At 44.9% G+C, this 26,640-nt stretch carries 21 protein-coding genes and 1 pseudogene; 13 read left to right on the forward strand and 9 right to left on the reverse strand.

Annotated elements, in window-relative coordinates; genetic code table 11:
- Positions 1-651 precede the first annotated feature (651 nt).
- Positions 652-1,578 carry a hypothetical protein gene (locus tag L5L97_RS11710; RefSeq protein ID WP_263182085.1) on the reverse strand — a complete coding sequence of 309 codons (927 nt, stop codon included), beginning with the start codon at positions 1,576-1,578 and terminating at the stop codon, positions 652-654.
- A gap of 381 nt (positions 1,579-1,959) precedes the next feature.
- Here L5L97_RS11710 and L5L97_RS11715 point away from each other — a divergent pair, with 381 nt between their 5' ends.
- A complete protein-coding gene (locus L5L97_RS11715; protein WP_263182086.1) occupies positions 1,960-2,598 on the forward strand; it encodes an ERCC4 domain-containing protein in 639 nt (212 codons plus the stop codon).
- Positions 2,599-2,632: 34 nt separating this feature from the next.
- Here L5L97_RS11715 and yjjG read toward each other — a convergent pair whose 3' ends face one another.
- The gene (yjjG, locus tag L5L97_RS11720) at positions 2,633-3,313 is read right to left on the reverse strand and encodes a pyrimidine 5'-nucleotidase (RefSeq protein ID WP_263182087.1); all 681 of its coding nucleotides are present in this window, start codon (positions 3,311-3,313) and stop codon (positions 2,633-2,635) included.
- Positions 3,314-3,608: 295 nt separating this feature from the next.
- On the opposite strand from yjjG, the gene L5L97_RS11725 reads away from it, so the two are divergent.
- From L5L97_RS11725 to L5L97_RS11745, 5 genes and pseudogenes are all read left to right on the forward strand, one after another.
- Entirely contained in the window at positions 3,609-4,505 is an 897-nt protein-coding gene (locus L5L97_RS11725) for a LysR family transcriptional regulator (protein WP_263182088.1), read from the forward strand.
- A gap of 293 nt (positions 4,506-4,798) precedes the next feature.
- Positions 4,799-5,065, forward strand: coding sequence for a helix-turn-helix domain-containing protein (locus L5L97_RS11730; protein ID WP_168826547.1), 267 nt, complete (start codon positions 4,799-4,801; stop codon positions 5,063-5,065).
- Positions 5,065-6,372 carry a type II toxin-antitoxin system HipA family toxin gene (locus tag L5L97_RS11735; RefSeq protein ID WP_173497399.1) on the forward strand — a complete coding sequence of 436 codons (1,308 nt, stop codon included), beginning with the start codon at positions 5,065-5,067 and terminating at the stop codon, positions 6,370-6,372. The genes L5L97_RS11730 and L5L97_RS11735 overlap by 1 nt, the downstream gene beginning before the upstream one ends.
- Before the next feature lie 11 nt (positions 6,373-6,383).
- Positions 6,384-6,617: pseudogene (locus tag L5L97_RS11740) on the forward strand (LysR substrate-binding domain-containing protein); the annotation flags it as partial.
- 165 nt (positions 6,618-6,782) lie between these two features.
- Positions 6,783-7,142 (forward strand): hypothetical protein, encoded by a 360-nt coding sequence (locus L5L97_RS11745; protein WP_263182089.1) that lies wholly within the window; start codon positions 6,783-6,785, stop codon positions 7,140-7,142.
- Here L5L97_RS11745 and L5L97_RS11750 read toward each other — a convergent pair.
- The 4 genes from L5L97_RS11750 to L5L97_RS11765 all read right to left on the reverse strand — a co-directional run bounded on the left by L5L97_RS11750 (position 7,125) and on the right by L5L97_RS11765 (position 14,415).
- Positions 7,125-9,452, reverse strand: a complete 2,328-nt coding sequence (locus L5L97_RS11750; protein WP_263168700.1) for a restriction endonuclease-like protein — start codon at positions 9,450-9,452, stop codon at positions 7,125-7,127. The genes L5L97_RS11745 and L5L97_RS11750 overlap by 18 nt on opposite strands.
- A gap of 33 nt (positions 9,453-9,485) precedes the next feature.
- Positions 9,486-11,414 (reverse strand): McrB family protein, encoded by a 1,929-nt coding sequence (locus L5L97_RS11755; protein ID WP_263182090.1) that lies wholly within the window; start codon positions 11,412-11,414, stop codon positions 9,486-9,488.
- Positions 11,411-12,628 carry a DNA cytosine methyltransferase gene (locus tag L5L97_RS11760; protein WP_263182091.1) on the reverse strand — a complete coding sequence of 406 codons (1,218 nt, stop codon included), beginning with the start codon at positions 12,626-12,628 and terminating at the stop codon, positions 11,411-11,413. Before L5L97_RS11760 ends, L5L97_RS11755 begins: the two co-directional genes overlap by 4 nt.
- Before the next feature lie 665 nt (positions 12,629-13,293).
- The gene (locus tag L5L97_RS11765; protein WP_263182093.1) at positions 13,294-14,415 is read right to left on the reverse strand and encodes a Fic family protein; all 1,122 of its coding nucleotides are present in this window, start codon (positions 14,413-14,415) and stop codon (positions 13,294-13,296) included.
- Positions 14,416-14,842: 427 nt separating this feature from the next.
- On the opposite strand from L5L97_RS11765, the gene L5L97_RS11770 reads away from it, so the two are divergent.
- Positions 14,843-15,676, forward strand: coding sequence for a sulfotransferase (locus L5L97_RS11770; RefSeq protein WP_263182095.1), 834 nt, complete (start codon positions 14,843-14,845; stop codon positions 15,674-15,676).
- A 48-nt stretch (positions 15,677-15,724) separates the two neighbouring features.
- Here the strand turns inward: L5L97_RS11770 and L5L97_RS11775 are convergent, their stop codons facing one another.
- The 3 genes from L5L97_RS11775 to L5L97_RS11785 form a co-directional block, all read right to left on the reverse strand.
- Positions 15,725-16,789 carry a phosphotransferase enzyme family protein gene (locus L5L97_RS11775; RefSeq protein ID WP_263182096.1) on the reverse strand — a complete coding sequence of 355 codons (1,065 nt, stop codon included), beginning with the start codon at positions 16,787-16,789 and terminating at the stop codon, positions 15,725-15,727.
- Entirely contained in the window at positions 16,782-17,654 is an 873-nt protein-coding gene (locus L5L97_RS11780; protein ID WP_263182098.1) for an NTP transferase domain-containing protein, read from the reverse strand. Before L5L97_RS11780 ends, L5L97_RS11775 begins: the two co-directional genes overlap by 8 nt.
- A 166-nt stretch (positions 17,655-17,820) precedes the next feature.
- Complete coding sequence (locus tag L5L97_RS11785; RefSeq protein ID WP_263182099.1) at positions 17,821-19,563, reverse strand: hypothetical protein; 1,743 nt, start codon at positions 19,561-19,563, stop codon at positions 17,821-17,823.
- Between the two features lie 251 nt (positions 19,564-19,814).
- Here L5L97_RS11785 and gmk point away from each other — a divergent pair, with 251 nt between their 5' ends.
- The 6 genes from gmk to L5L97_RS11815 all read left to right on the forward strand — a co-directional run bounded on the left by gmk (position 19,815) and on the right by L5L97_RS11815 (position 26,630).
- Positions 19,815-20,438: a guanylate kinase gene (gmk, locus tag L5L97_RS11790; RefSeq protein ID WP_105251162.1), complete on the forward strand. Its 624-nt coding sequence runs from the start codon at positions 19,815-19,817 to the stop codon at positions 20,436-20,438.
- Between the two features lie 58 nt (positions 20,439-20,496).
- On the forward strand, positions 20,497-20,775 hold the full coding sequence (rpoZ, locus tag L5L97_RS11795; protein WP_007651394.1) for a DNA-directed RNA polymerase subunit omega: 279 nt from the start codon (positions 20,497-20,499) through the stop codon (positions 20,773-20,775).
- A 42-nt stretch (positions 20,776-20,817) separates the two neighbouring features.
- Complete coding sequence (spoT, locus tag L5L97_RS11800) at positions 20,818-22,923, forward strand: bifunctional GTP diphosphokinase/guanosine-3',5'-bis pyrophosphate 3'-pyrophosphohydrolase (protein WP_105251161.1); 2,106 nt, start codon at positions 20,818-20,820, stop codon at positions 22,921-22,923.
- 25 nt (positions 22,924-22,948) lie between these two features.
- Positions 22,949-23,332 (forward strand): RidA family protein, encoded by a 384-nt coding sequence (locus L5L97_RS11805; RefSeq protein ID WP_263164401.1) that lies wholly within the window; start codon positions 22,949-22,951, stop codon positions 23,330-23,332.
- A gap of 507 nt (positions 23,333-23,839) precedes the next feature.
- The gene (locus tag L5L97_RS11810) at positions 23,840-25,504 is read left to right on the forward strand and encodes an AMP-binding protein (RefSeq protein WP_212600293.1); all 1,665 of its coding nucleotides are present in this window, start codon (positions 23,840-23,842) and stop codon (positions 25,502-25,504) included.
- 181 nt (positions 25,505-25,685) lie between these two features.
- Positions 25,686-26,630 (forward strand): calcium/sodium antiporter, encoded by a 945-nt coding sequence (locus L5L97_RS11815; protein WP_105251158.1) that lies wholly within the window; start codon positions 25,686-25,688, stop codon positions 26,628-26,630.
- Positions 26,631-26,640 lie beyond the last annotated feature (10 nt).

A 26,640-nucleotide genomic window follows, 5' to 3' on the forward strand; every position in this document is an offset into this window, starting at 1 on the left:
GTTGACTGGGATTACCCATATTGAAGAGACGATGTTAACGTCATCACGTCAATTTCAAGGAACCATTTTAACCTCTAGTCACGCTACCCACAGTAGCTCTAGGATATAAAGCTCATCCGTGATACTTCTTAAAGTTCTTCGCCTGATCCAGCACGCTCTTGTAGACCTCATCGTTGGCTACTGGTGGGAAGCCGTAGCCGTGTAGCAGTAGGATAAGTCACCTTCAACTTGGCATTTATGTCGTCGCAGTTGCTCCAGTCAGGATACAGAGCGTTGTTATCGACCGTCACTTTCATGTCTTGGACTAGTTCAATCTTCTTGGTCTGCAGTGCAAACTCGACGGCACGGTTAAAGCATTCAAGCTGCAGGGGCGGCATGCCAGATCAGAAATCACTCTTATCGCTGGTTTGGAACATCTAGCCAAGTAGATATAGGTGATTGCACACCTCGATCAGCTACTGCTGAGCATCTTCTTGTCTCCATAACGTACAAAATCATGCAAATCTAAAAAAGACAGATTAGCAACTAAGCAAAATCGGTATTGCCATAAGCAGCTAGGACCAGCATCAAGATAATGTTGCCAAAGTGTCATCGCCATCTCCAAAAATTTCACATGTGAAAACCATTGTGTTTATAGACAAGCTATCACATTCACGACAACACTTGACTGAGTGACGCTAAGCGTTTGAGTAGCGCTTTACGCTTCAAGTTTTTTTGAATAAAAAACTGAAAAGGTAGAATAAAATCATTCTCCAAAAATTTAATTTGATAGGCATAGAATAACGTCTGTAGCGACAATGTCGCTTGATCATAGCCACTGGCACATCCGCGGGAGGCTTCCTCAAAAGCCCTTTTCCAATAATTTTCACGCTCATTGTAGACAGCTTCAAGATACTCATTTCGTATCTGCGCCTCTTGCGCAAGACGCTCAGTTTTGGCTGCACGTTCCTCTTGCTTAACCTCCATTTCAGCTACAGACCAAAATGGTTGCAACAATAAGCCAGTTACCCAATAGGAAAAATTAACTTGAGGTTTCAGCTCTTTTAACTGATCTATCGCCTGTATGCGTGATAATTGCCCCTCAGCAAATAAGCGACAAAGTAACGCGTCCTTATCGACATCCGACAGCCTAGCCACTTGCTGCTGCGCTGTTAACGCTGTGGTTTGAGGGGCATGTGCAGGCATTGACCGCAGCAAAAGATGTAACGCACGTATCGATGACAAAGGAATGTCAAAAAGGTCGGTAAATGCCAATTGCGCCGCTGTTAAGTGGTGAAAGTCAAAGGTTATAAGCGGCAAGGGCTCTAATGCCATATCATCGTAGGCTCGACTCAACCAATGGAAATACAGGACGCGATAATCCCCCGCCAATAACTCTGCCCTTAGCGCCGCCAGATGAAACATAAATGATTCCGCATCTTCATCATCACGGTAGTTATCATCTTCCTCAAGGGAGAATATCAGTAATTGACACTTTTCATCTTCAACAAAGGACGCGTAACCATCAGCAATAATTGCCGTGAAGGCATCGGAGATAGTACCTGCGGGCAATTTAAGATACGCATTTACTTGCCCCAATCGGCGTAATAAAAGCCAATATCAAAAAAATCCATCATTAAGGCTTCCGGATCGGCCTTTAAATCACCGTAATGATATTGAACACAAAAGGAGTGGCTGGTGATCTCTGCTCGGCTAGAAATATTCCTTAATCTATTCCGCTGAGGGACCGATAAGCTACTGTTAACACATTCGAATCGATAATACTGATATTCACTCATAGCTAACTCACATTGATTTTCTAGCGCTGTCTTAATGCTGCTGGCCAAACGAACAGATATAGGTAGAACTAAATTTTAACTCGGCGACTCAGAAAGCTGAAGACAACTTTGGTACTTGTGACTCAACCTGACTACACTCATAAACAATCCTGAATATGTCACTCGGTTGAGGTCACTAAAATTGGCAGCGGCTAAAATCCCTCTCTTTTATGACGATAGAGAACATGCAGAAACCATCATCTATGAGCTATCACTGCACGAAGATCTCTCACTCATCAAAAAACGCCTAAAATTGGGTGATTATCAACTCAATGATTGGATTATTGAACGCAAGACCTTGCCCGATCTCGTGCAATCTCTATGTGATGGGCGCTTATTCGCTCAAGTTGCTAGGCTAGCCACGAGTGCAAGCTATACGGCGCTACTCATCGAAGGCTGTACTCAAGATATTTCAGGCTACCAGATCCGTAGAGAGCCACTCATTGGAGCGCTATGTTCCATTTCAATCAATTTCCATATCCCAATACTCCGTAGTTTATCGCAAACTGAAACGGCCAAAATACTGTATTTTTGCGCCACTCAGTTAAATCGCAGAGAAAATGAATTAACCCTCACGGGACGTAAGCCCAAACGCAAGAAAAATCAGCAATTGTTTATCTTGCAAAGCCTGCCCGAAGTCGGCCCCAGGCTTGCCAGCAGACTGCTCTGCCACTTCAAAAATATCGAGGCCGTGTTCACAGCCCCCGAAGAGGCATTAATCCGAATCGAAGGCATAGGTAAGGAAAAAGCCCGAAAGATCCGTGAAGCGCTGACTCGCTAAGTGACTTCACAGCATAAGCTGAGTGCCTGCTGACTCACCTGAACAACAAACTATACAGCTCTTGGTGCGAGCTCACTTGATAGTGCGGGGCGATACCGGCGGGTACATCGTGGCCGTGGACGTTATACCAACAAGTATGAATACCTGCATTGATGCCGCCTTGGATATCTGAATGCGGGTTATCGCCGACCATGAGCACAGTCTCGCGCTCAGGATGGTCCATGAGTTCGAAGGCGTGCTCGAAGATGCCCACATCAGGTTTGGCTATGCCGACTTTTTCTGAAATCACTAAAATATCAAAATGATGCTGTAATCCTGTACGCTCTAATCGCACGGTTTGTAGCTCAGTGAAACCGTTAGTGATGATACCTAATTTGGCTTTGCCTTGGAGCGCGGCTAATAACTCGCGAGCACCGGGTAGCGGCGAACAAATTTCGGCCATTGCTGATAAAAAGGCACTATTGAGCGTCATGGCCGTGACAGATAATTTGGCAGCCCAAGGTTCGAAACGTATGGTTTGCAACTCGGCGGCAGTTATCTTGCCATCTTGATAATCAACCCAAAGTGGTTTGTTAACTAACTGATACTCGTCAAAATCGGCTTGGGTAAAATCGACCCCAAACTCACTAAACATCAACTTAAGCCCTTTTAAAGCATCGAAATAAAATAGGGTTTCATCGGCATCAAACAAAATCCATTGGTAAGGCAAGGACATAGGAACTCTCTTTCTGACAAAATAGCTAAGACCCATCCCATGCCGTTCAGTGGCATCGAGAATGGTACATCGGCGATTGCGGCAACACTGTGGCTAACTGCCTAGCAGTAATCAAGATAAGCGATAAACATGAGCGATGAGCGCGAAAATAACTAGGCTTCACAGTCGACACCCGCAATCAGCAAGTGCATTAGTCTACCTTGCATCAAGGGCGATGATAACCACGATAATAAAAACTGACTGTTGAGGTATCATCAACAATAATGGCAGGGGAACGCGATAATCTAAGGACACCATGGAACACTTTTCAGCACTACCTATCTTTGTCACTGTAGTGGAATGCGGTAGCTTTTCGCTGGCAAGTCCAAAGCTTGGGCTGAGTAAATCGGCGGTGAGTAAACGCATTACCCTATTAGAACAAAGTCTGGGTATTCAACTTTTGCACCGTACCACTCGCAGCTTAAGTCTTACCGAAGCGGGCGCCAGCTATTTTGACTATGTTCGTCCTGCCGTTAAACTCGCAGAGGAAGGGTTGGATGCCATTTCTGAGCTACAACAAGCGCCTCAGGGCAATTTGCGCATCGCCGTCCCTATGGTATTTGGCCGCTTGCATATCGCCCCTTTGATCCCCGAGTTTCTGCGCCGCTATCCGAAAATACAGCTGCAAATGCAGATGGATGATAAGACAACCGATTTAATTGCTGGCGGATTTGATCTGGCAATTCGCATCGGTGATCTACCAGATTCAAGCCTTATTGCCCGTAAAATCGTCCCTTGTTTAAGTGTCATTTGCGCCTCACCCGAGTATCTTGCTCGCCACGCTGCGCCACAAACGCCGCAGCAACTCAGCCAACATAACTGTTTGTTCTACTCATATTTTCGTGATGGTGTTGAATGGACCTTCTTAAGCCCGCAGGGCCCAACTCGTATCCAGCCGAACGGTAACTATCAAGTCAACAATAGTGATGCCATCCACCAAGCCACACTCGATGGTCTAGGCATAGCCAATCTGCCCCGTTTTATGGTCGACGCCGACTTACAAGCGTGCCGCCTACAAGCCTTGCTCACAGATCATCCCCTCCCCGAACATGGCATTTATGCGGTTTATCCACAGCGGAAATATCTGCCGACTAAGGTGAGTGTATTGATAGCGTTTTTGATGGAGAAGCTGGCGAGTGGCAAGTTAGGGTAAATTTTCACTTGTCAGTAATGAGGAAGGACAACTCTCTTTCACCCCCTATGAAAAATAAACAATAGACCAGAGACCATCAGACTGACTCTCTCGAGCGGCTGAAAGCGGATCATTTGAACAATCCGATTTATGTTTTTAATCAAGACTACACTTGCATTTTTAGCCACTATTTATACGCTACAACGTATATAAACAAATTATACGCTGTAACGTCTTAAACATTGACTATACGCTATAGCGTGTTAAGTTATGTTTATACTTTAAAGCGTATTGGGAAATAATGGGAATTTAAGATGAAGATCACCACAACCAAACAGCTTAGCGCTTATATACAAGATGTTCGCCAATCACAGGGACTCTCCCAGGCTAAAATTGGTGAGAAAATTGGCTTACGCCAAGGCACTATTTCCAACTTCGAACAGAATCCCGACAGCACTAAACTTGATACATTTTTCAAACTCTTATCAGCCCTCGAACTCGAAATAGAACTCAAACCTCGCAACGCGAGTGACAGTGATACAGGCCCATCTAACAATAAACAATGGGCTCAGGAGTGGTAATGGCAGCACTTGACGTTTATATGAATGGCTTTCTAGTCGGTACTTTCTCTAAAGAAGAGACAGGAGCCCATCGATTTCAATACAATAGCGACTGGCTGACTATTCCAGGAAATCGCCCCATATCGTTGTCTATGCCTCTACGCCAACGCCACTATCAGGGCAATGAAGTTTATAACTTCTTTGATAACTTACTGCCTGACTCACCGGAAATTCGCCAGCGTATCCTCGCACGCTATCAAGCTAGTTCAACCCAACCATTCGATTTACTGACGAAAGTCGGCCAAGATAGTGTCGGAGCCTTGCAACTGGTACCACAAGGTATTGAACCCGAAGACATTAAAAAAATTGAATGTGAACCACTTGATGACGCAGCCCTAGTACGGGTCTTAGCAGGTTACCAATCCAAGATCCCATTAGGCATGCTCGAAGAATATGACGATTTTCGGATCTCAGTTGCTGGAGCACAGGAAAAAACCGCCCTGCTGAAATATGATGGTCTGTGGTGTTTACCCCATGGTTCAACGCCAACCAGTCACATAATCAAACTCCCTATCGGCCAGATAGTCACCCATTCCCACACCTTAGATCTATCGGACAGTGTCGAAAACGAGTACCTGTGCATGTCTATTGCTCGAGAATATGGTTTACCAGTTCCCGATTGCGAAATCCTTAAGGTTGGGAATATCAAGGCGCTCGCTGTCGAACGCTTCGATCGCCGCTACGCAGCGGACAATAGTTGGCTGATGCGCCTACCACAGGAAGATTTTTGCCAAACCCTCAATATCCCCTCAGCGAGGAAATACGAGAACCAAGACGGACCAGGCATTAGCGAGATAATGTACGTATTGATGGGATCGCTTGCCCCAGAAAGAGATCGGCGCATCTTCATGAAAGCACAAGTGTTATTTTGGTTACTGGCGGCGACAGACGGCCACGCTAAAAACTTTTCGCTATTTATCAGGCCCGAAGGAAAATACGAGCTTACCCCACTCTACGACATCATCTCCGTTTATCCAGTGCTGGGTGGTACAGGACTTAACATCCGCGATGCGAAACTGGCCATGGGACTGACAGCCACTAAAGGGAAAAAATACCAGATTGAACAAATCTTTCCCCGCCATTTTCTCGCTACGGCAAATCGAGTCGGCTTTAGTCAACAAGCCATGAACGAGCTTCTTGAGGAGTTTGTTGAAAAAACGCCTATGGTTATCCAACGGATACAAGCGCAACTGCCAGATGATTTCCCCCCACATATCCAGCACAGCATCCTGAACGGGTTAGATCATAGGGTAAGGCGACTGCTATAACAGCGCTCAAAAGTGATGCCATCCACCAAGCCACACTCGATGGTGTAGGCATAGCCAACCTGCCCCGTTTCATGATCGACGCCGACTTACAAGCAGGCCGCCTACAAGCTTTGCTCACAGATCATCCCCTCCCCGAACATGGCATTTATGCGGTTTATCCACAGCGAAAACATTTGCCGACTAAGGTGAGTGTATTGATAGCGTTTTTGATGGAGTTGTTAGTAAAGAGATTGGGCAATGATTAGATAGGGTTAACGATAAAAACAGCTTTAAAAAAGGGTTATAACGAATACAACCACAAAGCTAAAAAAAACTAACTTAAAACGGACTTAAGCCAAATAAAACAGCACATTAAATAGCCTGCCAAACTATAATAATAGTCAGTCTAGCTGACTATTTAAGGCAGAAATATGAGCGCTTATCATCAAACATTTGGCTATGAATTTGATCTTGGTTTCGACCTAAGCTTATACCCATTTCTCATTGATAAAAGCTACCAAAATGACATGTGCCCCAGCTTTTATTTCAAACAAAAAAGCGACTACTTTATTCTTTGGGTAGACTATGCCGACCCCATTTGTCGCGAAGAAGATTATCCCCGCTACACCATCATTTCGGCCGTAAATGACGGCGACAATCTACACCCAGAAATCCGTACCGCTTCTCAGCCAACACTGCAGCTTGAATTCGAACAACCCAGTGAACTGATTGATTATCTAGAGCAGATAAAACTGCAACTGAATGCCAATGTATTACCAATTCAAGTCTAGGTCGGTATAGAGCTGATAAGCTTCTTTCACATCATCCCAGTGGCTAATTTGTTGCAAATACTCTGCTTTAGTAAGCTTAAATTGAAAGTTTTCAGAATACGGTTTTACGATTGGCGTTGTTAACACTTCAGGCTCACCAACAAAATCAAACACCCAATAATGGTGATTGTCATTACTGAGCTTTCCAGTTAACTGCCGATCAATATCATGCCTTGGTAGTAACTTTACATTCGCAACACGATATAGAAATTTACCCAATTGATTTGGGTCTGATGGATTAACACGTACTGTCAGTAACAGGTAGCGAACTTCACGCACAATATTGCGATGAACATTCTGCCGATTAGTCGCCAAAAGCTGAGTATGGTAGCCCAACAATTTACCTGTATTTGCCTGCGTTAAATAGCTAGCATCACGTCCAATCTCATTTATCGGCGCCACCATTGTCAACCCATAGTGACGAACCAAATTGCCGCCATATGGCGCTATCCGTGCTGAGTCCTCAACAAAGTAATAATCATTTGATCGAGGATCCGGGTAACTTGCTTTGACACCTAACTTATTCGTTAAGTAGCTTAGCAACCATTGATTGTGCGAATTTGATGATTCCGCAGATGGTAATAAAGCAAATGCACCAATACCAATCTCTTTAATAGCCTCATCGTAAGGATTTTGCTGAGTAGTTTGGTCGAAAAAACCAGGATACAAAGCAAATGCTCCCATTACAGGACGGCTTTTTAGCGGCCTTTCATTCGCCATTGTTTGCTGATGAATAATCGCGTCACGATAACGGTGCATTTGATTAATAGCATCTTCAGGGACACCATCTTGCTGAGTCAAAGGTTTGGTATCGATACGATATTTAGCATCGAAAAGGATAAAAAATGACTCATTGTTAGACAGTGTCACCCGTAACACGATATCGGGTCGCTGATTTGCCAACCAAGTACGATTCACTTCACCTTTTGGTGTGAATGATGGCTCATGGGCTAACTCAATTGTCATACCATCGCTTTGGCGAAAATAGACAAATGCGGCCGCCATTTCATCATCACGAAACTGCCGCTCAAACTGAACTTGCTTTAAACGACTCAGTTTATGCTCTTTTTCAACAAAGCCTAATGCCTCAATAATCGATTTTACCTCTAAAAAACACCACACCTCATAAATATCAGCAACTGACTTAATCGATAACAGTGCATCTCCATTTGTTTGATTCAGATAATGTTTAAGTTGCTGCCAAACTTTATACACTTTCGAATATCCAGCTCCTTGCTGTAGCACCTTCGATTCGGAGCTTTGTCCTTCAAACTGTCCGACTTCTTGCCACAACTGATGTTTTGAAAATTTACCGATTTGATCTTGCCAATCCTGCAAACTTTGACAAAAAGATACTGATGCTTTGGCGTCAAATTTAGCCAATGCTTGAATAAATTGTGATAGGTTAATTTTAGTTCGCTTTAACACCATTTTGATAAAGCGGTTTTCAGGTGTATCAACATTTAAACGCTGATGACTAATACGCATACGAGTCGATAAGCGTTTGGACTCAATTAACTCCTTAGCATGCTCTTGTTGTTTAGCGTTCAGTTTTTTGTTTATACGGTCTAATTTTTGCTGCACCGTAAACGACTGTAAGCGATTGTGAGGTGCATATAAAATCCGCTTTAAACCTTGTTCAAACTCATCCTTTAAGCGTTCAAATTGAGCTAACCAAAACAACTCAAACTTCTCGGGCTGCTTTATCGATTGTCCCTGTGATTGAGTTGTTTTACTGCTAATGGCATAGCGCCACAGAGGATAAACCGTATCAATTTGCTGGTTCATCAAACCTAAATCTTGGCTCTGAACCATTTTGGTCGCCAATACTGTAAATTCCACTGGCACGGATTTACGCACACTGCTAACTGTGTAGTTAATCTTAAAAACGCATCTACCTACATCATTACCAAAATTGATCATGGCCTGTAATACGCCACTTCTTGGGCTGACAGTAAAGCTTTCTTCGATTAAACGATATTTATGGCTAACCAATGCAGAGTCAGGCTCAACATGATCCGAAAACGCCACTTCAAACCAATACTGGCGGTTTTCAAAAAAGAACGGTCGACGAAGCTCATCACCGGTATCAATCAGCACAGGCTTACCATCAACCAAAACAGCAATTTCTTCGTCAACTGGTTGTGCAAGTCCTCGTTGAGCATAAGTATGAGCTAACTTTTTTCTTGGGACACCTAACTCTTCACAAGAAACGTAAAGCTCAAAATCACAGTGCTTAAAACAGATAGTTTCACGGTTATTTTTAGCCATTATTTATTACCACCTAAAAATAAACTGCGCGATTTAAGGCCAAAAAGAAGTAAAGCCACGAGCTAACAACTGATTCATCCTGGCTAACTTTGCACGCGAACGACATGGTATTGAAATCACATCGTCAGGAAAACCACGTTTCTCGCGAAGTAAATCCGGTCGTTCTTGATCCCAGATAACAGCCAATTGCGATTCCAATACAGAACTTAACTGTTCTAAAATATTTTGTCCCGCACTCCCCATTAACTTGTCATCATCCCCTTCGATGCGCGGCAACACTTTACACATTAAGAAGTCATCGAATACAGCGGCTAACTCAATATCATCTTTAGGGGCAAAACTGATTACCGCTAAACACAGCTCATTAAAAGCACGATACGCCAACTCAAAAGGCGTATTTTTTAGCACGCTATTCATGGTATTGAAGAATGCTTTAGTTTTAACGGCATCACTATCAGCGGCTACTGTCTCAAATTGCTCAAATTTAGCGTGACTAAATAATGGATAACTCAAGGCTTTAGGCTTTAGAGTTTCATCAAAAAATTCCTCAACGGCGTTGGGGAAGAACTCACCAAAATCGAAGCTTAAGGCACGATCAATCACCTTACGAGAAAAACCATGAGTGGTTTCATCCATGTTAACCGTACCGGCTACAATTAGGTTAAATGGTATTGCAATACCATGATTTATAAAATATTTCCACAGATCATCATGATCTTTTAATCCTAGATCTTGTTGTAACTTAGTTAGTGCAGGTTCTTTAAGTTGCTCAAATACATCCTTCTTCAACAAGGGGTCGCAACTATATTCACCGTCTTTCCATTCCCGAGTTTCAATGACAGATAAATAATCTGCGAAATATTGTTCCACCGGAGCAAGGTTCATTTCATCCAGGCACAGCCAAAATGGACTAATCTGAGAAAAAGGTTTCTGTGACCAGCTATCTGCATCAACATTCTCAACGATATTCAACCACGCCTTAACCATAAACTTTAAGACGTTAGTCACCACATATTCAGCGCCATCACTATTTAAACGTGAAATATAGCCCAATAAATCGCTAGGCTCATGCCAGTCTGGTCGCACTGATACTAACTCAAAATTAGTTTTACCATCGCCACTATACTGCGCTTGTTTTCGTACAAAACGGCTTTTACCTGTCCCCGAAATACCAGCAAGGAGAAGGAATGGCTTGGACAAAAATGAATCTGTTTGAGAGTTCGAAACTAGAAACTCTGCAAGTTTCTTACAGGCCGCACTATACATTGCATTACCCGATGCATCGGCATCTGCCCACTCCTGTATTTCTTTAAATTTCTGTAGAGAGTCAAGCACCTCGCTAGATTTAAGTTCATAAAGCGAGTTATTTTTCATTCCTATTTCTAGTAAAAATTTATTACACAGATTTACAGCTGTACCGGAATAGGAGTTTACAGTTCTCTCAGATAAACCGTTATTTCGCATCCAATTTTGGAACATTAATTTAGTATTTTCAGTTTTTCCTACAGTATTAGAAATCGAGTTATCTACAAAGAAATTACTCCATGAACTTAAAGCCTTTTGAATATCATTCTTCGTAAAAAATGTATTAACCTCTGGTTCTACGTAGTCAAAGCCAGATAAGAATGCAATAACCTTAGATATTAATTTTGTCAATGCTTTAGTTTGACTTCTTCCTGCGGATGATATTGTCTTTAGTTCATCTGAGTCGGCTGATTTAAAAATTTCACGGTATGATTTCTCTTCATATTTAAATAATTCATCTTTTCTAGTTGGAACTTGATACCACCGTTCCAGAACTAAATCATAATTATTTAAAATAAAAAACAAGAACGCCTTAATGCTCTCTGGAGATATGCTGAACGCTTCATTTTTTGTGTTTGTATAAGTTAGAACAAGCGTTTTTTCAGCAACAATTTTTTGTTCTTTATCGTTTTTATCACAATACTCTTGAAAATTCATAATATATCCTTTTTAATTTTATCAGCAAGGATGGCAATTAAAGGAACTACAACCGAATTACCAAACTGCTTATATGCTGGCGTCCTTGATTTTGGAAGAATGAATTCTTCAGGAAAACCCTGTAATCTGGCACACTCTCGCTTAGTTAACATTCGTGGGTTTTTATCAAATTGTGGTATTAAACACTCTTTACCATCTTTCCCATATCTTGCAACAATAGTGTTAGAAGGTTTATTTAAATCGGCAGTATGTGCAGTGAAGCCTGTACCTCTTTCTAAGTTACGCTTAGTTCTATTTATATGACCTAGCCAAAGCTTATCTGATATTGTGTACATATCCTCAACCCTATCTTCTAAAATTTTCTTTAGAGGTAAAGGTTCACCATGTATGTCAGGAAAATCAAATTTACAATCGATGTCATTTCGGATTGCTACCATATAGCATCTTACTCTACGCTGTGGAACTATAGAGCTAGAGTCAATTACCCTATATGAAAAAGTATATCCACTAGCTATTAGTGTTTCTTTAATCGTCTTAAAAGTTTTACCTTCATCGTGTCGCTCTAGATTACGAACATTTTCAAGAAATACTACTTTAGGTTTTTTTGAGTCAATGACACGCATTACGTCAAAAAATAGTGTTCCTTGAGTATCACATAAAAAGCCATGTTTTTTTCCTACCGCATTTCTAGCTGATACTCCAGCATGAGAAAACGGTTGGCATGGGAAACCGGCCAATAACACATCATGATCAGGGATAGAACTCTCATCTATTTTGGTTATATCCCCAAAAGGAAACTCGCCATGGTTCTCTTTGTATGTATTTTGTGCTCCCTTGTCATATTCAGACGAAAAGACACATGCCCCCCCTGCCTGCTGAAAACCTAGCCTTACGCCACCAATGCCAGCAAATAGATCAATAAAACGAAACACAACTTCTTTTGCAGGTTTGAGCTTCAAGTCACCGAAAATCGCCTCATAGAAAGATTCTCGATTCACATATAAATCATTAGCTTGCAGTGCTGAAATAACCGATAATTTCAGTTTATTCGAATTAGTAACTGATTGGTTACAGTAAAAATCGCTATTGGTAGCTATGGCATGTAACCACTGATCAACAACAGCTTCAATCGTTGAACCATCTGGCACATGTGGTTCCGCTATTAGCCTGATCAATTCTGCTGCTTGTTGATGTATATTCGTTTTACTTTTCATTATTCACTACTAAAAATTCTTGATGAATGACTTTGGGACGCAGCTTTGTCTTTATCTTCGTACTCTGCAACTCAACCAATTTATGTTTGCTCAATGTGTTCAATGCCCGTTACACATAACTCACAGTCAGCCTTGTTAATCCCCTACATTCAGTAATCGATTGTAGCTACTGCACTATCACTTTTGATAGGTATCTGTTTTCAATTGAAAGCATATTCGCCACTGACTGCAACAAACCAAATATTCATTTGCGAATCAAAAACCTCTTAACCATGCATGCCGAGCAGCGATCTAGAAGCAAGCTTGCAACCCACAGGATGGGAGCCATGACGAGCCGAATACCAAAAAATGAGATATGCCTGTGGGCAGGCATCTTATCAGCCCGAGATTATTGAGCAAACAAAACTAACTTAATTCTGATCCCTATTTCCCACTCGGCAATAAGTACCTTGTACTTCGGCCGCCGACGTCGGCTTTGGGCCAGTATCTATCTCAAATGTCTATTAAGCGATTGGTTCTACTGGCTAACAGATATGCGCGAAGGCTAACAGGATTAGGCACTCGCATGGAAGTGACCATCCGTGACAGGACGTCACGGTTGAGCATCCAGGGATGGACTTGCTGCGAGTCACTGGAATGCAAGTGCTTGATAATATGCCTAACCCTTATCGTTTCAAACTGAGTGGCAATAAGTATCTGGTACTTCGGCCGCCGGCGTCGGCTTTAACTAAAAACCGCTGTTCGACCATTTGCGCAAGATGACGGGTGGCAGTGGCGCGACTCACCTTCGCGACTTTTTGATACTGGCTACTATTAATCCCTAGTTCAAAATCGCCGTCTAACATCCGATTGAGTACTTTGGCTTGCTCTTGACTCAATAAAGATTGGTCGACACTTTGCCAATACTGAGTTTTCGACAGCGTTCTGCTCACATCTGCCATCGCATTGAGTAAGCAATCATTGAGGGTTTCAAAAAACCAGACTAACCAAGGAGTAATATCTACATCGCCCCTTTGAGTGGACTCTAAAATATCATAGTAGGTTTGGCGACGGGCAAGAATACTGACCGACATAGCGTAAAAACGAATCGAGCGTTTTTCCGCTTGTGCCAAGGCCAAATCGGTCAATAGGCGAGTGATGCGCCCATTGCCATCATCAAGCGGATGCAGCGTCACAAACCAAAGGTGAGTTATCGCCGCGCGGATAAGCGGATCTAAAACCTGCGCTTGCCGTGATGCATTAAACCATTCGATAAACTGTGACAGTTCAGCATCCAAGGCTGCTCTAGAAGGTGCCTCAAAATGCACTGTTGGTTTATCAATCCGGCCAGAGACAACCTGCATAGGTGTATCGCCACGCAGCGCTCCGCCAATAACAGGGTTAAACAGCGTATAACCCTGGGGAAATAACTGTTTATGCCAACCTAATATCCGCTCAAGGGTTAATTCAGTCTCTAAATTTTTTAAGGCATCGAGCATAATGTCAGCCAAACCATCGGTTTGCGCTGTTGTCGGATACGGTTTATCTTCAGTCACGCCGAGTTTTTTAGCTAAGGATGAGCGCACCGAAGCCGCATTGAGCTTTTCACCTTCAATGGCACTGGAATGGATAATGTTAGCGAGTAAGGTGTCGAGTGCAGCGTCTGAAGTTAATAGGCTATCGTCGTGACTTAGCATTTGCTTGCCAAGCAACTGGCCCTGATTGAAATAGACCTGACGCAGCAAGGCATCAATGCTGCTGGTGTTCCAATGAAACTTAGGCCAATCGGCTTGCTGCCAAATCCACATATCTACCCCATGAGTCGAATAACAAGCCTATTCTACTCACATAATGAGGCGATTAACAAACCTATTTGCCTCACATTATGAGTCGAATAGCGTTAATAATCGCCTCATCAATACCAACATGGCTATGCAATGCAGAGAAATGAGCCTTGTTGGTAATCCGGGAGCTCGTTTCTAAGCCTTGCGGTCATCCACTTGTATTATTGTGCAGCTACAGTGCAGCTATCATACAATTTAGTGCCGCCTTTACTGTGGCGCATTGCCGTTGCGCGTGACTTTTATGTATAGCCACCGACAAATATGTATAGCCACGGACAAAGCCTTCGCGCTGAGATATACTGCCGCCGCTGATTTGACACGCCAATGTGACACGCCGAGGTGATAACTTACGGCTTTACCGCACCACTGACACACATTCTGAGCCTAACCTATGCCTGATAACGCCAACAATTCACCAACCTCTACTCACGTACAATGTACTGCTAATGCACAGCGTATCGGCAATGTTCAACCTACTGGTAATTCACCGATTGTTACGCCAGATGCAATGCATCCAGTCCAGTCGAATGCGCTCAGTGACGAACAGGTAAAGGTAAAAAAGCAGAAGGTCTTTATCATAGGTTTGCCACGCACGGGCACCACGAGTGTGAGTGTGGCGCTGTTGGATCAAGGGCTAAAAGTGGCACACATGGCCTTTACTAAGCAGGCGTTTATGCTGGCCGATGCAGTGTCTGACACGCCTTGTTTCAGCGATTATCAACAGTTGGATTTATTATTTCCCGAAGCTGTGTTTGTCTATCTCGACCGCGATATCAATACTTGGTTGCCTTCGATGCAGATGTTACTTGGGAAAATGGCGCCCCATTTGGATGAAAAAACGGGCCGCTTCCATCCAATATTAAAGCGCAGTTTTAGGCATACTTTCGCCATAGATAAAGTGGCGGAACCTGCCAGCAGTGAGCACTTAATTGCTTGTTATCAAAAGCATCAGCAAGAAGTGTTCGCTTACTTTAATGGGCGGGAAGACTTTATTTCAATCGATGTTAGCCATGCAGGAAGCTTAAGTCAGTTACTGCAATTTTTGGGAATGGAAGCAAACGCGGAGAATAGCGATGTCGCATTAAGTTTAAGCGAGCCACTGAGTTTCCCTAAACTTAACGTTGGCCGCAACGTAGCAAGTTGGGGCGAATATAAACACCCCAACAAGGTCAACACCAATAGCGCAGGCCCACAAAGCCGTAAGTTTTTCGACTACACGCTTTAACATTGACTCAGTACACAGATACCAATGCACAGATATCCAAGCGCTGAATTAGAAGTTAGCTTTAAGCACAGTCTCTTGGTCGAGCAAGCTTTGGTACAAGGTAAACTGGTTGGCGGCGCGGTCTAGATTATGGCCTTCACGGTGGATATGGAAATACACATCACCGTTAAGATAATCCGTTAAAAAACGCACGCCTATCATCAAACAAATCACCCGCGCACCGAGCCATAGACTGCGTTTTTCATCTTCCGTTAAGACGTCACCCAACTCGCTCAAGTAGCCACGGCAAATCGCGGCGAAGATGTCTTGGCGCACTTGGACTTTATCCAAGGCCGTAGAGTCTTCCTCCTCTGGCGAGCAGAAAGTGCGTACCATGTCGCCGAAGTCATACATAAGATGACCTTTCATACAGGTATCTAAATCGATAATCGCCATGCTGGACATATCACGTTTATCAAAAAGCATGTTATTGATTTTAGTGTCGTTATGACAAATTCGTAGCGGCAGCTTTGGCGATATTTCTGCAAGTTCATCCAGCAAAGCCTGCTGAGATAACGCGTAATCAACCCAATGACGGCAGAGCGCTAAGCGATGTTGACTATCGAGTTCAGCGGCCTGCTTTAGTAAGGCCATGCGTCCCGGTAAATGGTGAAACTGAGGGATCACATCTTCAAGCTCTGTCGCATCAAAATCACTCAAGGCAGAGGCAAAATGACCAAAGGCCTTGGCCGCCATTTCCGCTTCTTGTTCCGACTTAACCACTTCAATGCTGAGACTATGAGGCAAGTAACTGATCGCGCGCCAAAATCCTTGCTCGCCTAAATCGATAGCCAGCTCACCCTCTTGGGTTAAACATGGGCTAACGACTTTAAGGCCGTATTGTTGCTGCAATGACTTAGTGCATAAATGATGGCTAATTTTATCGGCATTGCAGACCAAAGCGTTGGGTGTTTTAAATACCTCAGTGTTAATTCGCTGCAATACCAATTCGCCCGCAGGCCAACGCACTAAAAGGGTGTCATTGATGTGGCCATTACCGAGGGCAGAAATTTTCGCCTCGGCAGATTCAATACCAAAATGAGGCAACACTGACTGCCTGATGAGTTTAATCACTCAATAACTCCGTTAATTTTTGTTTTACCCAGACAGTGTCCTGCGGATAAGTCACACCAAGCCATGGCTCACAGGCAACATCGACATACACAGGCAAACCTTGCTCAATTCCCGCTTGTACTATGGCGGGTAAATAGCATTCAGACTTAGGTTGTTGACCCTGTTGCCCGATAAATTCGGTTAATTCACGTTTAATAACATCAAATATGTTTGGGGAGAAGCCCCAGCATGTCATAGAGACCAAGGACTGTGCCGGCAAATTAGCATGACCCTGCGGGCCATCACCCATTAAGTGGCCTGCTTGCTCGGCGATATTGAGCCATTCGGCGACCGATTTAAGCTGACCATTTTCAACCTGACACAAACCACGGTTAACGCCACCGTACTCCGACAACGTGAGTTCTATGGGATAGGCCACCATCATCCACTCAGTTGGCCTCGTGCTTAAGCCTTTGGCTAAGGAAGCAAAAGCACTATCACCATAAAAATCATCGGCATTGATAACGGCCATTGGCCCTTTAACGAGATGGCGCGCACTCCAGAGTGCATGGGCCGTGCCCCAAGGTTTAAGCCTGTGGCTAAGATCCGCCAACTGCGCCGCTTCGGGTAAATCCGTTAAGACTTGATAGCAAAAATGATATTCAAAATCGGCTGGCAAAAATCGTGTCAGGATCTCAGTTAATTCACTTTCTAACTCTGGGCGGATCACCAGCACAGCACGCTGAAAACCACTGCGAATGGCCGACATGATTGATAGCACCAACATGGGTTCACCCGCGGGGCCGAGTGCCGCCAATTGCTTATCGCCGCCAAAACGACTACCTAGCCCCGCAGCCATAATGACTAAGGTCAATTCTGTATTCATGCTGGATTGATATATTCAGTTCAAATTTAAAGGTGTTTCCCCAAACCGCAGCGACCTAAACAACCTAAAGTACGGTTTGAGAAAAAGAGGAGCAAAAGTGTAATCTACCCCTCTAATTGTGACTAGCATTTAAGCAGAATTTTTATCGACTTAGCTGCAGACTTTTTTAACGAGCAATATAATCGCCAAAGGTGCGATTTTGTTCCAATATCGCTTGGCTGCCCTTAAGACTGAACTTATAACCACACAGGCTAATATTACCTCGACGAGCGAGATCAATAATGATGGCCTGAGTATCGAGTGGTGAGAATCGCGCCTCTGAAGCGGAATCCGCTTTCAGATCCACAGTCACAGGGCGATAGTCAGTGCCATTGTTAAAGGATAAGACGCTGCAAGTTTTATCTCCCTTTGCCGTCGCTAAGGACCACAGGTTTTGTGCTTTACCTTTCTCACCGAGCCAACGCATGATCAAGATGTCATCCTCCAGCGCCACAGAAAAACCGTCCGGTAACGCGAGCGTCACCCGCTCACCCGCATAGGGCGCAATCGCGTTAACCGTGACAACTTCTGCACCATCACCCGTTTCTGCATCACCATTTGGCCAAAGTCCCCACACCAAGGCAATCAAGAGCACCACGCCACAGCCAATTCCTACTGGGCGCCAATAACGGCGTTCCACTTTCGGCAGTTTAATCTTAGGCAACACCAAGAAACGCTTTAGTGGCGCCAAAAACTCAAATAAACCGCGAAATAGCTCAGTCATCGAACCAGAATCTTTTGCTTCGGCGCGGCGCTGACGCACTTCTTCGGCATGATCTCTATCGTTAAAGCTGTCAGGCTCGTCATCTTCTTCGGCGGTAAAACGCCAACCGGGTTCAGCACTACGCTCGGCAGGATCTAATTGCGCCGCAGTAAAGTCGACATGTTTCAAATCAACATTGTCCACATCGACATCGACCAACTCAATGTGGGTCTGTTCAACGCGGCTAGTATTAGCAGGACGGAAATCTGCATGGCTGTCTGGTATCACAAAATCGGCAGGATTCTGCGTCATTCGAGTTAACGCATCAAAGCGCAGCTCATCTTGACGCAACGCCTCTCGCTCTGCCTCCGCCGCGCTAACACTCGGCTCAACCCTCGGCGATGTTAAAACAGATTCAACATGGGTCGATAAATCGACCTCTGGCTCAGACACAGTCTCAGCGCTAATGGTTTGGGCATGAAGCTGCTCAACATGCGGCTCATGCCTTTCAGCTTGAGGTTGTGCTTGAATATGAGAGGTAGATTTTGCCGATTGTCTTACGGCAACGTCTTGAGCAACAATAGATTTAGGGTCAATGATGTTAGGATCTATGGCAGTTTTAGATGCCATGGCTTTAGGGTCTATAGTGTTAGGATCTACGATTTTAGGATCTATGGTTTTAGGTGCGATGGTTTTAGGTGCGATGGTTTTAGGTGCGATGGTTTTAGGAACGATAGTCGGTTCCACACGGCGCCTAGGCATTGCCTGTGATGTTGGTGCATCCAGCTCAGGACCGAAATAACCGTAGCGATAATCCACTATCGTTGGTGCAGGAAAGCGCCAGCCCCAAAATGTCAGTCCCGCGGCTAACACTAAACTCAATCCAATTAAGGCAATATGCACACCGGCCGCTAACAGGCCGATAAAAATTATTAACGGCAATAGAAATACGCCAATCAAGCCTTTTGACTTATCGGCATCGGCCAAACGACGCAAACTGGTGAGCCCTAATAAAGGTAGACCCAACAATGCCAGCAAATACATCAGAAAATTAGCCCCAAAAGCAGCGGCGGCAAATACAATACAGACGTAAACGCCAACACTGATTGCGACAAAACGGGGACGAGAATCACGCCCGTGAAGGCAGAAAAGAGATTTTAACAGCACGACCCTTCCTTTATTGTTGTAAAAACGAGATACAAAAAGACACTCATTGCCTTATTCGCACGAGCGTAACCAATTTACCCGCAATTGTCAGTGCCTACGACCCAAGTCGGATAAAAATGCACATAATATCGAAGTAAATCTAAAATAGGCTTAAATTGCCAGCCAACAAGCCCTAGTATTTCTATGGTCAAAATCGGTATAATACTCGGCTTTCTGGGCCTTCTTGCGTTAACCCATTGGATATTTAGCTCATGACCGCACGCGGAAATTTATTTATTGTGTCGGCGCCAAGTGGCGCAGGTAAATCCTCGTTGATTTCAGCCTTGCTTAAAGACAAGCCAGCCGACATGCAGGTTTCGGTATCTCATACCACCCGCGCACCACGCCCAGGTGAAGTTGATGGTCAACACTATCACTTCGTTAATGTTGAGCAATTCAAAGCCTTAATTGCTGAAAATGCTTTTTTTGAATGGGCAGAAGTGTTTGGCAATTACTATGGTACCTCGCGCCATGTGATCGAGCATACGCTCACCCAAGGTATCGATGTTTTCCTCGATATCGACTGGCAAGGTGCCGAACAAGTTAAAGCCGTGATGCCAGAAGCCGTTGGTGTGTTTATTCTACCACCCTCTAAAGCCGAGCTAGAACGCCGCCTCACTGGTCGCGGACAAGACAGTAGCGATGTTATCGCCAGCCGTATGGCACAAGCCGTATCGGAAATGTCCCACTATAAAGAATATGATTTTATTATCGTCAACGACGATTTTGACACTGCCTTAGCCGATTTGCGTGCCATCATTCGCAGTCAGCGCTTAACAGGTGCTAGTCAGATCCACGCGCAAAATGATATGCTTCACGATCTGTTGGCAGGATAGCTGTCATAGTGTACAATTTTGCGTCATTTTTTCCCTAGATAAACTGGAGTTTCAACACATGGCTCGCGTAACTGTAGAAGACGCCGTAGAACAAATCGGCAACCGTTTTGATATGATCTTGGTTGCGGCGCGTCGTGCTCGCCAAATCGCCGTGCAGGGTAAAGACCCTATGGTTGAAGAGATGAACGACAAACCCACGGTTATCGCCCTGCGTGAAATCGAACTAGGTTTAGTTAACGCTCACACCTTAGATGCAGATGAGCGTCAAACGGTGCGTGAACGTGAAGCAGCTGAAATTGCAGCGGTTGCAGCCATTGCTGAAGGTCGTTCATTATAGTTTTTGAGTAAAAACCTATTTAGGTAAAAGGAGAGCTGCCACTTGTATCTGTTTGAAGGTCTAAAGGAGTCTGCTTCCGGTTACTTAGAACCTGAACAGGTAGAATTGCTCAAGCAGGCGTACCAGATTGCGCGCGATGCCCACGAAGGGCAAATGCGCACGAGTGGCGAACCTTATATTACTCATCCGGTTGCGGTTGCCCGCATCCTTGCTGACATGCGTCTTGATCATGAGACGCTGATGGCAGCACTGCTCCACGACACTATCGAAGATACCCATGTCACCAAAGACGATTTAGCCGAACTATTCGGTGTCGCGGTGGCCGAACTCGTCGAAGGCGTGTCAAAACTCGATAAGCTTAAATTTCGCGACAAGAAAGAAGCTCAGGCTGAAAACTTCCGTAAAATGATGATGGCGATGACGCAGGATATCCGCGTTATCCTCATCAAGCTTGCCGATAGAACCCACAACATGCGTACTTTAGGCGCACTGCGTCCCGACAAACGTCGCCGTATCGCCCGCGAAACCTTAGAAATCTACGCGCCCATCGCTAACCGTCTCGGTATCCATAACATCAAGACCGAGTTAGAAGACTTAGGTTTCCAAGCTTATTATCCCATGCGATATCGGGTGCTTAAAGAAGTCGTTAAAGCCGCCCGTGGGAATCGCAAAGAATTGATCCAAGGCATTGAAGCCGCTGTGTATACGCGCTTAAACGATGCGGGTATTCCAGGGAAAGTCAAAGGTCGCGAGAAAAACCTCTACTCCATCTATAACAAGATGCAGAGTAAAGAACTGCAATTCCAAGAAGTGATGGATATCTACGCCTTTAGGGTGATAGTCGATTCCATCGACACTTGTTATCGCGTACTCGGTGCCATGCATGGACTTTATAAGCCTCGTCCCGGTCGTTTCAAAGATTATATCGCTATCCCTAAAGCCAACGGTTATCAGTCACTCCATACCTCTTTATTTGGTCCACATGGCGTGCCCGTTGAGATCCAAATTCGTACCGAAGATATGGATCAGATGGCCGACAAAGGGGTAGCTGCACACTGGGCCTACAAAGGCGGGGCGCAAACAGGCCAAGGCACGACGACTCAAGTGCGTGCCCGTAAGTGGATGCAAAGCTTGTTGGAATTACAACAAAGCGCCAGCACCTCATTCGAATTCGTTGAAAACGTGAAGACTGAACTCTTCCCTGAAGAGATTTATGTGTTCACCCCTGAAGGTCGCATTCTGGAATTGCCCGTGAATGCAACCGCGGTAGACTTTGCCTACGAAGTGCATACGGACGTGGGTAATACTTGCGTCGGAGCCCGCGTTAACCGCCAAGCGTATCCGCTTAGCCAACCGTTAATTTCAGGCCAAACCGTTGAAATCATTACCGCCAAAGGCGCGCGTCCGAATGCCGCTTGGTTAAACTTTGTGGTGACTGGCAAGGCTCGCGCTAAAATCCGCCAAGTGCTGAAAAGCCTTAAAGGTGATGATGCGATTGCACTCGGTCGCCGCCTGCTCAACCATGCGCTAGGCAAAACTAAACTCGATAGCATTGCGCCTGAGCAGATTGAAAAAGTGATCCGCGATACTAAACATACCACGCTCGATTCGCTGCTCGCCGACATCGGCCTTGGCAATGCCATGAGTATTGTTATCGCCCAGCGTTTGATTGGCGATAATCTTGAGAATCAAGAGAGTCGCGACGGCCACATGATGCCAATTCGTGGCGCCGAAGGCATGCTCGTTACCTTTGCTAACTGTTGCCGCCCCATCCCAGGTGATGCCGTGATAGCCCACGTGAGCCAAGGTAAGGGCTTAGTGGTACACATGGAAAACTGCGCCAATATTCGTGGTTATCAAGGCGAGCCAGACAAATATATTCCCGTACAATGGGATAATGTTGAAGGCGTTGATTACCAAGCCAATCTGCGGGTGGAAATTGTTAACCACCAAGGTGCACTGGCGAAGATCACCTCGATCATTGCCGCCGAAGGTTCAAACATTCACAACCTCAGCACTGAAGAACGCGATGGTCGCGTGTATTTGATCAACCTGCGGATTTCGGTGAAAGACAGGATCCATTTAGCCAACGTGATGCGCCGAATTAGGGTACTACCCGAAGTACTGCGCACATCCCGTAATCGTTAATTAACTCAACACTAGAGAGAGCGTCATGGCAGAAAAAATCATCATAGCGACCGAAAACGCCCCAGCGGCCATAGGCACGTATTCACAAGCGGTTAAAATCGGCAGCACAGTGTATTTATCTGGCCAGATCCCGCTCGTGCCAAGCACAATGCAAATTGTCAGCGATGATTTTGAAGCACAAGTCGTGCAAGTATTTGAAAACCTAACGGCGGTTTGTACTGCTGCGGGTGGTTCAATCAACGATATCGTTAAGCTCAACATCTTCCTGATTGATTTAAGCCACTTCGCTAAAGTAAATGAAATCATGAGCCGTTACTTCAGCCAGCCATACCCAGCCCGTGCTGCTATCGGCGTGAAGCAATTGCCGAAGGATTCTCAAGTTGAAATGGACGGTGTGATGGAGCTGTAAGCGCTAGCATTTCACCTTCTATAAACAAAAAGGCGCTACGGCGCCTTTTTGTTGCCAACACAATCCAACACTCCGCTCGCCACTCTCTTCATCTTGCTTTCATACCAATCACATTAAATATCTAATCAGTTCAGAGCCTCACAGGCATTTCAATCCAAGGCGCATTGACGCAGAAATGGTTATTCCCTTTTAAGTCAATGCAACACCGGAGTGGGATGCCTGTGTGGCTCCCGAAGGGCGGCTGATGTTCACTACATGGCAACGCGCTTTATACTGCGTTTAAGGCTTTCGACAGAGCACCACTATGCCTTCAAGCCTTCGCCTTGTCTAAAGCGCGTTGAACTCCCGCTGAATGAACAGATATTTAATACGATTGGTATAACACTCAACTTGTAGGCTTTGCGCTCCATTCTCATATTTTACAATCTTGTAAACTATTTGCGCGAGCTCACAAAACTCGCCATACTGGGTACAGCCAAAAGAACAATAAATAACAGGGAATTGCCAATGGATACAGCGATTAAGACGCCAATTGAAATGCTGGCGCACTGGGCTAATACTCAGGGGGACCAAGTCTATTTACGCCAACCGATCAAGGGTCAATTCCTTGATTTTACTTGGGCTGAAGTTCAAGAAAAAGTTCAACAACTTGCCGGAGCCTTACATCACTTAGGCTTAGAGCGTGGTGATAAAATTGCCGTTCTCTCTAAAAACTGTGCCGAATGGTTTATCACCGACCTCGCGTTGATGCACGGCGGCTATGTCAGCGTACCTATTTACCCTACCGCCAACACAGATACTATTCGCTATGTGCTGCAACACAGTGGCGCAAAAGCCATTTTTCTCGGCAAACTTGACCATTGGGCTGACCAAGAGGCTGGTGTCGGCGGCGAGCTACTACGCCTTGCCATGCCTTATGATACGATGCCAGCACAATATCAATGGGAACAATTACTTAAGCTAGGCTACCCCTTAGTTAACGCCCCACTTCCTACTCCAGATCAAGTGATGACACTCATCTATACCTCTGGCTCGACTGGCCAACCTAAGGGCGCGATTCAAACCTTCGCCAGCTATGGCTGGACTTGCCAAGCGGTCGTCCGTGACCTGCGCACCGATGGCGACGATAGACTTTTATCCTATTTACCCTTAGCCCACATCACAGAGCGCGTTGCGATTGAAGGCTCATCCTTCTACTCAGGTAGTGTGGTGGCTTTCGTTGAAAGTCTCGACTCCTTCGTTGTCGATGTTCAACGGGCAAAACCAACGGTATTCTTCTCGGTACCACGGTTATGGAGCCTGTTTCAGAAAAACATTATCGACAAAATTGGGGTCAGTAAACTTAATCTATTGCTGAAAATCCCACTGCTTAGCAGCTTTGTGAAATACAAAATCCATAAGGGTTTAGGCTTGAACCATTGTCGTCTACTCGGCTCTGGCTCGGCACCTATTCCGCCATCACTGATCCACTGGTATCACAGTATTGGTCTTAATATCTGCGAAGCTTGGGGTATGACAGAAAACTGTGCCTATTCGATCATCAACTATCCTTTTGATGCGCGTAAAATTGGTACTGTTGGCCGCCCAGTTGAGGATTGCCAGATCCGCCAAGGCGAGGATGGTGAGCTACTGCTCAAGAGCCCGGGATTAATGACAGCTTATTATCTGCAGCCTGAAGCTACTGCAGCGGCATTCGATGCTGATGGTTTCTTCCACACAGGCGATTTGTGCTCCATCGATGCCGATGGTTGTGTCACTATTACTGGCCGAGTGAAAGACAACTTTAAAACCGCCAAGGGCAAATATGTAGCGCCCGTGCCTATCGAACGTAAATTGGCGCAGGATCCCCATGTTGAACTGATTTGTGTGATTGGCTCTGGTCTGCCACATCCAGTCGCACTAGTGCAGTTATCCGAAGGGGCCAATCTACAAGCCCGTGAAGAAGTCCGCACCTCACTCAAAGCGACACTCGATAGCGTTAATCCGCACTTAGAGTCACACGAACATGTCGATGCGATTGTCGTGGTCAGTGATCCTTGGACGATTGAGAATGATGCGCTCACGCCTACCCTCAAAATCAAACGCCATGTGCTTGAAAAAGCCTTTAGCGAACGAGTTGACGGCATTCGTGGCGCCCAAGTCCGCTGGGAAGATGAATTAACTCAAAAATAACTAGGCCAAACAATCAGTTGGCGAGTATGGTCATCAGCTAAAACTAAGCACGCCTAGGGTGTGCTTTTTTATGACATATTCTGTCAAAATCCGATAAAACCACGTATCATGTGCGCCAGTCGGCCAAGGGGCAATTCCCTTGTACTTTTCCATTCAATATTAGGTTTAACAGAGTCTAACGATGCTAATTACACTATCGATTATTGGCGGTTTTATTATTTTAACCTTAGGCGCTGAAGCCCTAGTTCGTGGCGCGAGTTCAATCGCTCTACGTTTAGGTATTACGCCACTTATCATAGGCTTAACTATTGTTGCCTTTGGTACTAGTGCACCAGAACTGGCTGTGAGTGTAAAATCTGCTCTAGCAGGAAACAGCGGTATCGCCTTAGGTAACGTTATTGGCTCTAACATTGCTAACATAGGTTTGATTTTAGCCATCACGGCACTTATCCGCCCTATTCAAGTGCAATCTCAAGTCGTAAAGCGTGATATCCCTTTGATGATATTGGCTTCTATGTTGTTCTGGGCACTCTTGTTAGATGGCGAGCTCAGCCTAATTGACGGTGTGATATTACTGTCACTACTGTTCGGTTATTTAGCCTTTAGTTACATCAGCTCGAAAAATGGTAATGAAGAGGAAGAGATTGAAGCAGGTCCAAATAATCCGCTACTTTCAGCCCTATTTATCTTAGTCGGTATTGGTATGTTAGTCGGTGGCGGTATTTTGTTTGTCAACGGCGCGGTAGATTTAGCCAAGACCTTCGGTATCAGTGAAGTCATTATCGGCCTAACGATCGTGGCGATTGGTACCAGTATGCCAGAGTTAGTAACTTCTGTTCTCGCAGCACTGAAAGGTCAGAGTGACATAGCCATAGGTAACGTTGTCGGTTCTAACATATTCAATATTTTGGGTATTTTAGGTATTACTGCAATAGTACAGCCGGTATCATCACTTGGCTTCCAACCCTTTGATTTCATCGTGATGTTGGCATTTGCCATCATGATTTTACCTTTCGCTTGGACAGGATTTCGTATTGGCCGCCGCGAAGGTTCAGTATTACTACTGTGCTACTTAGGTTACTTGGGCTACCTAATAAACCAAGCAAGCACTCAAGCTGTGGTTTAACACTTAGCTG

This window comes from Shewanella sp. SM71 (genome assembly GCF_025653905.1).
GTDB classification, from domain to species: domain Bacteria; phylum Pseudomonadota; class Gammaproteobacteria; order Enterobacterales; family Shewanellaceae; genus Shewanella; species Shewanella oncorhynchi.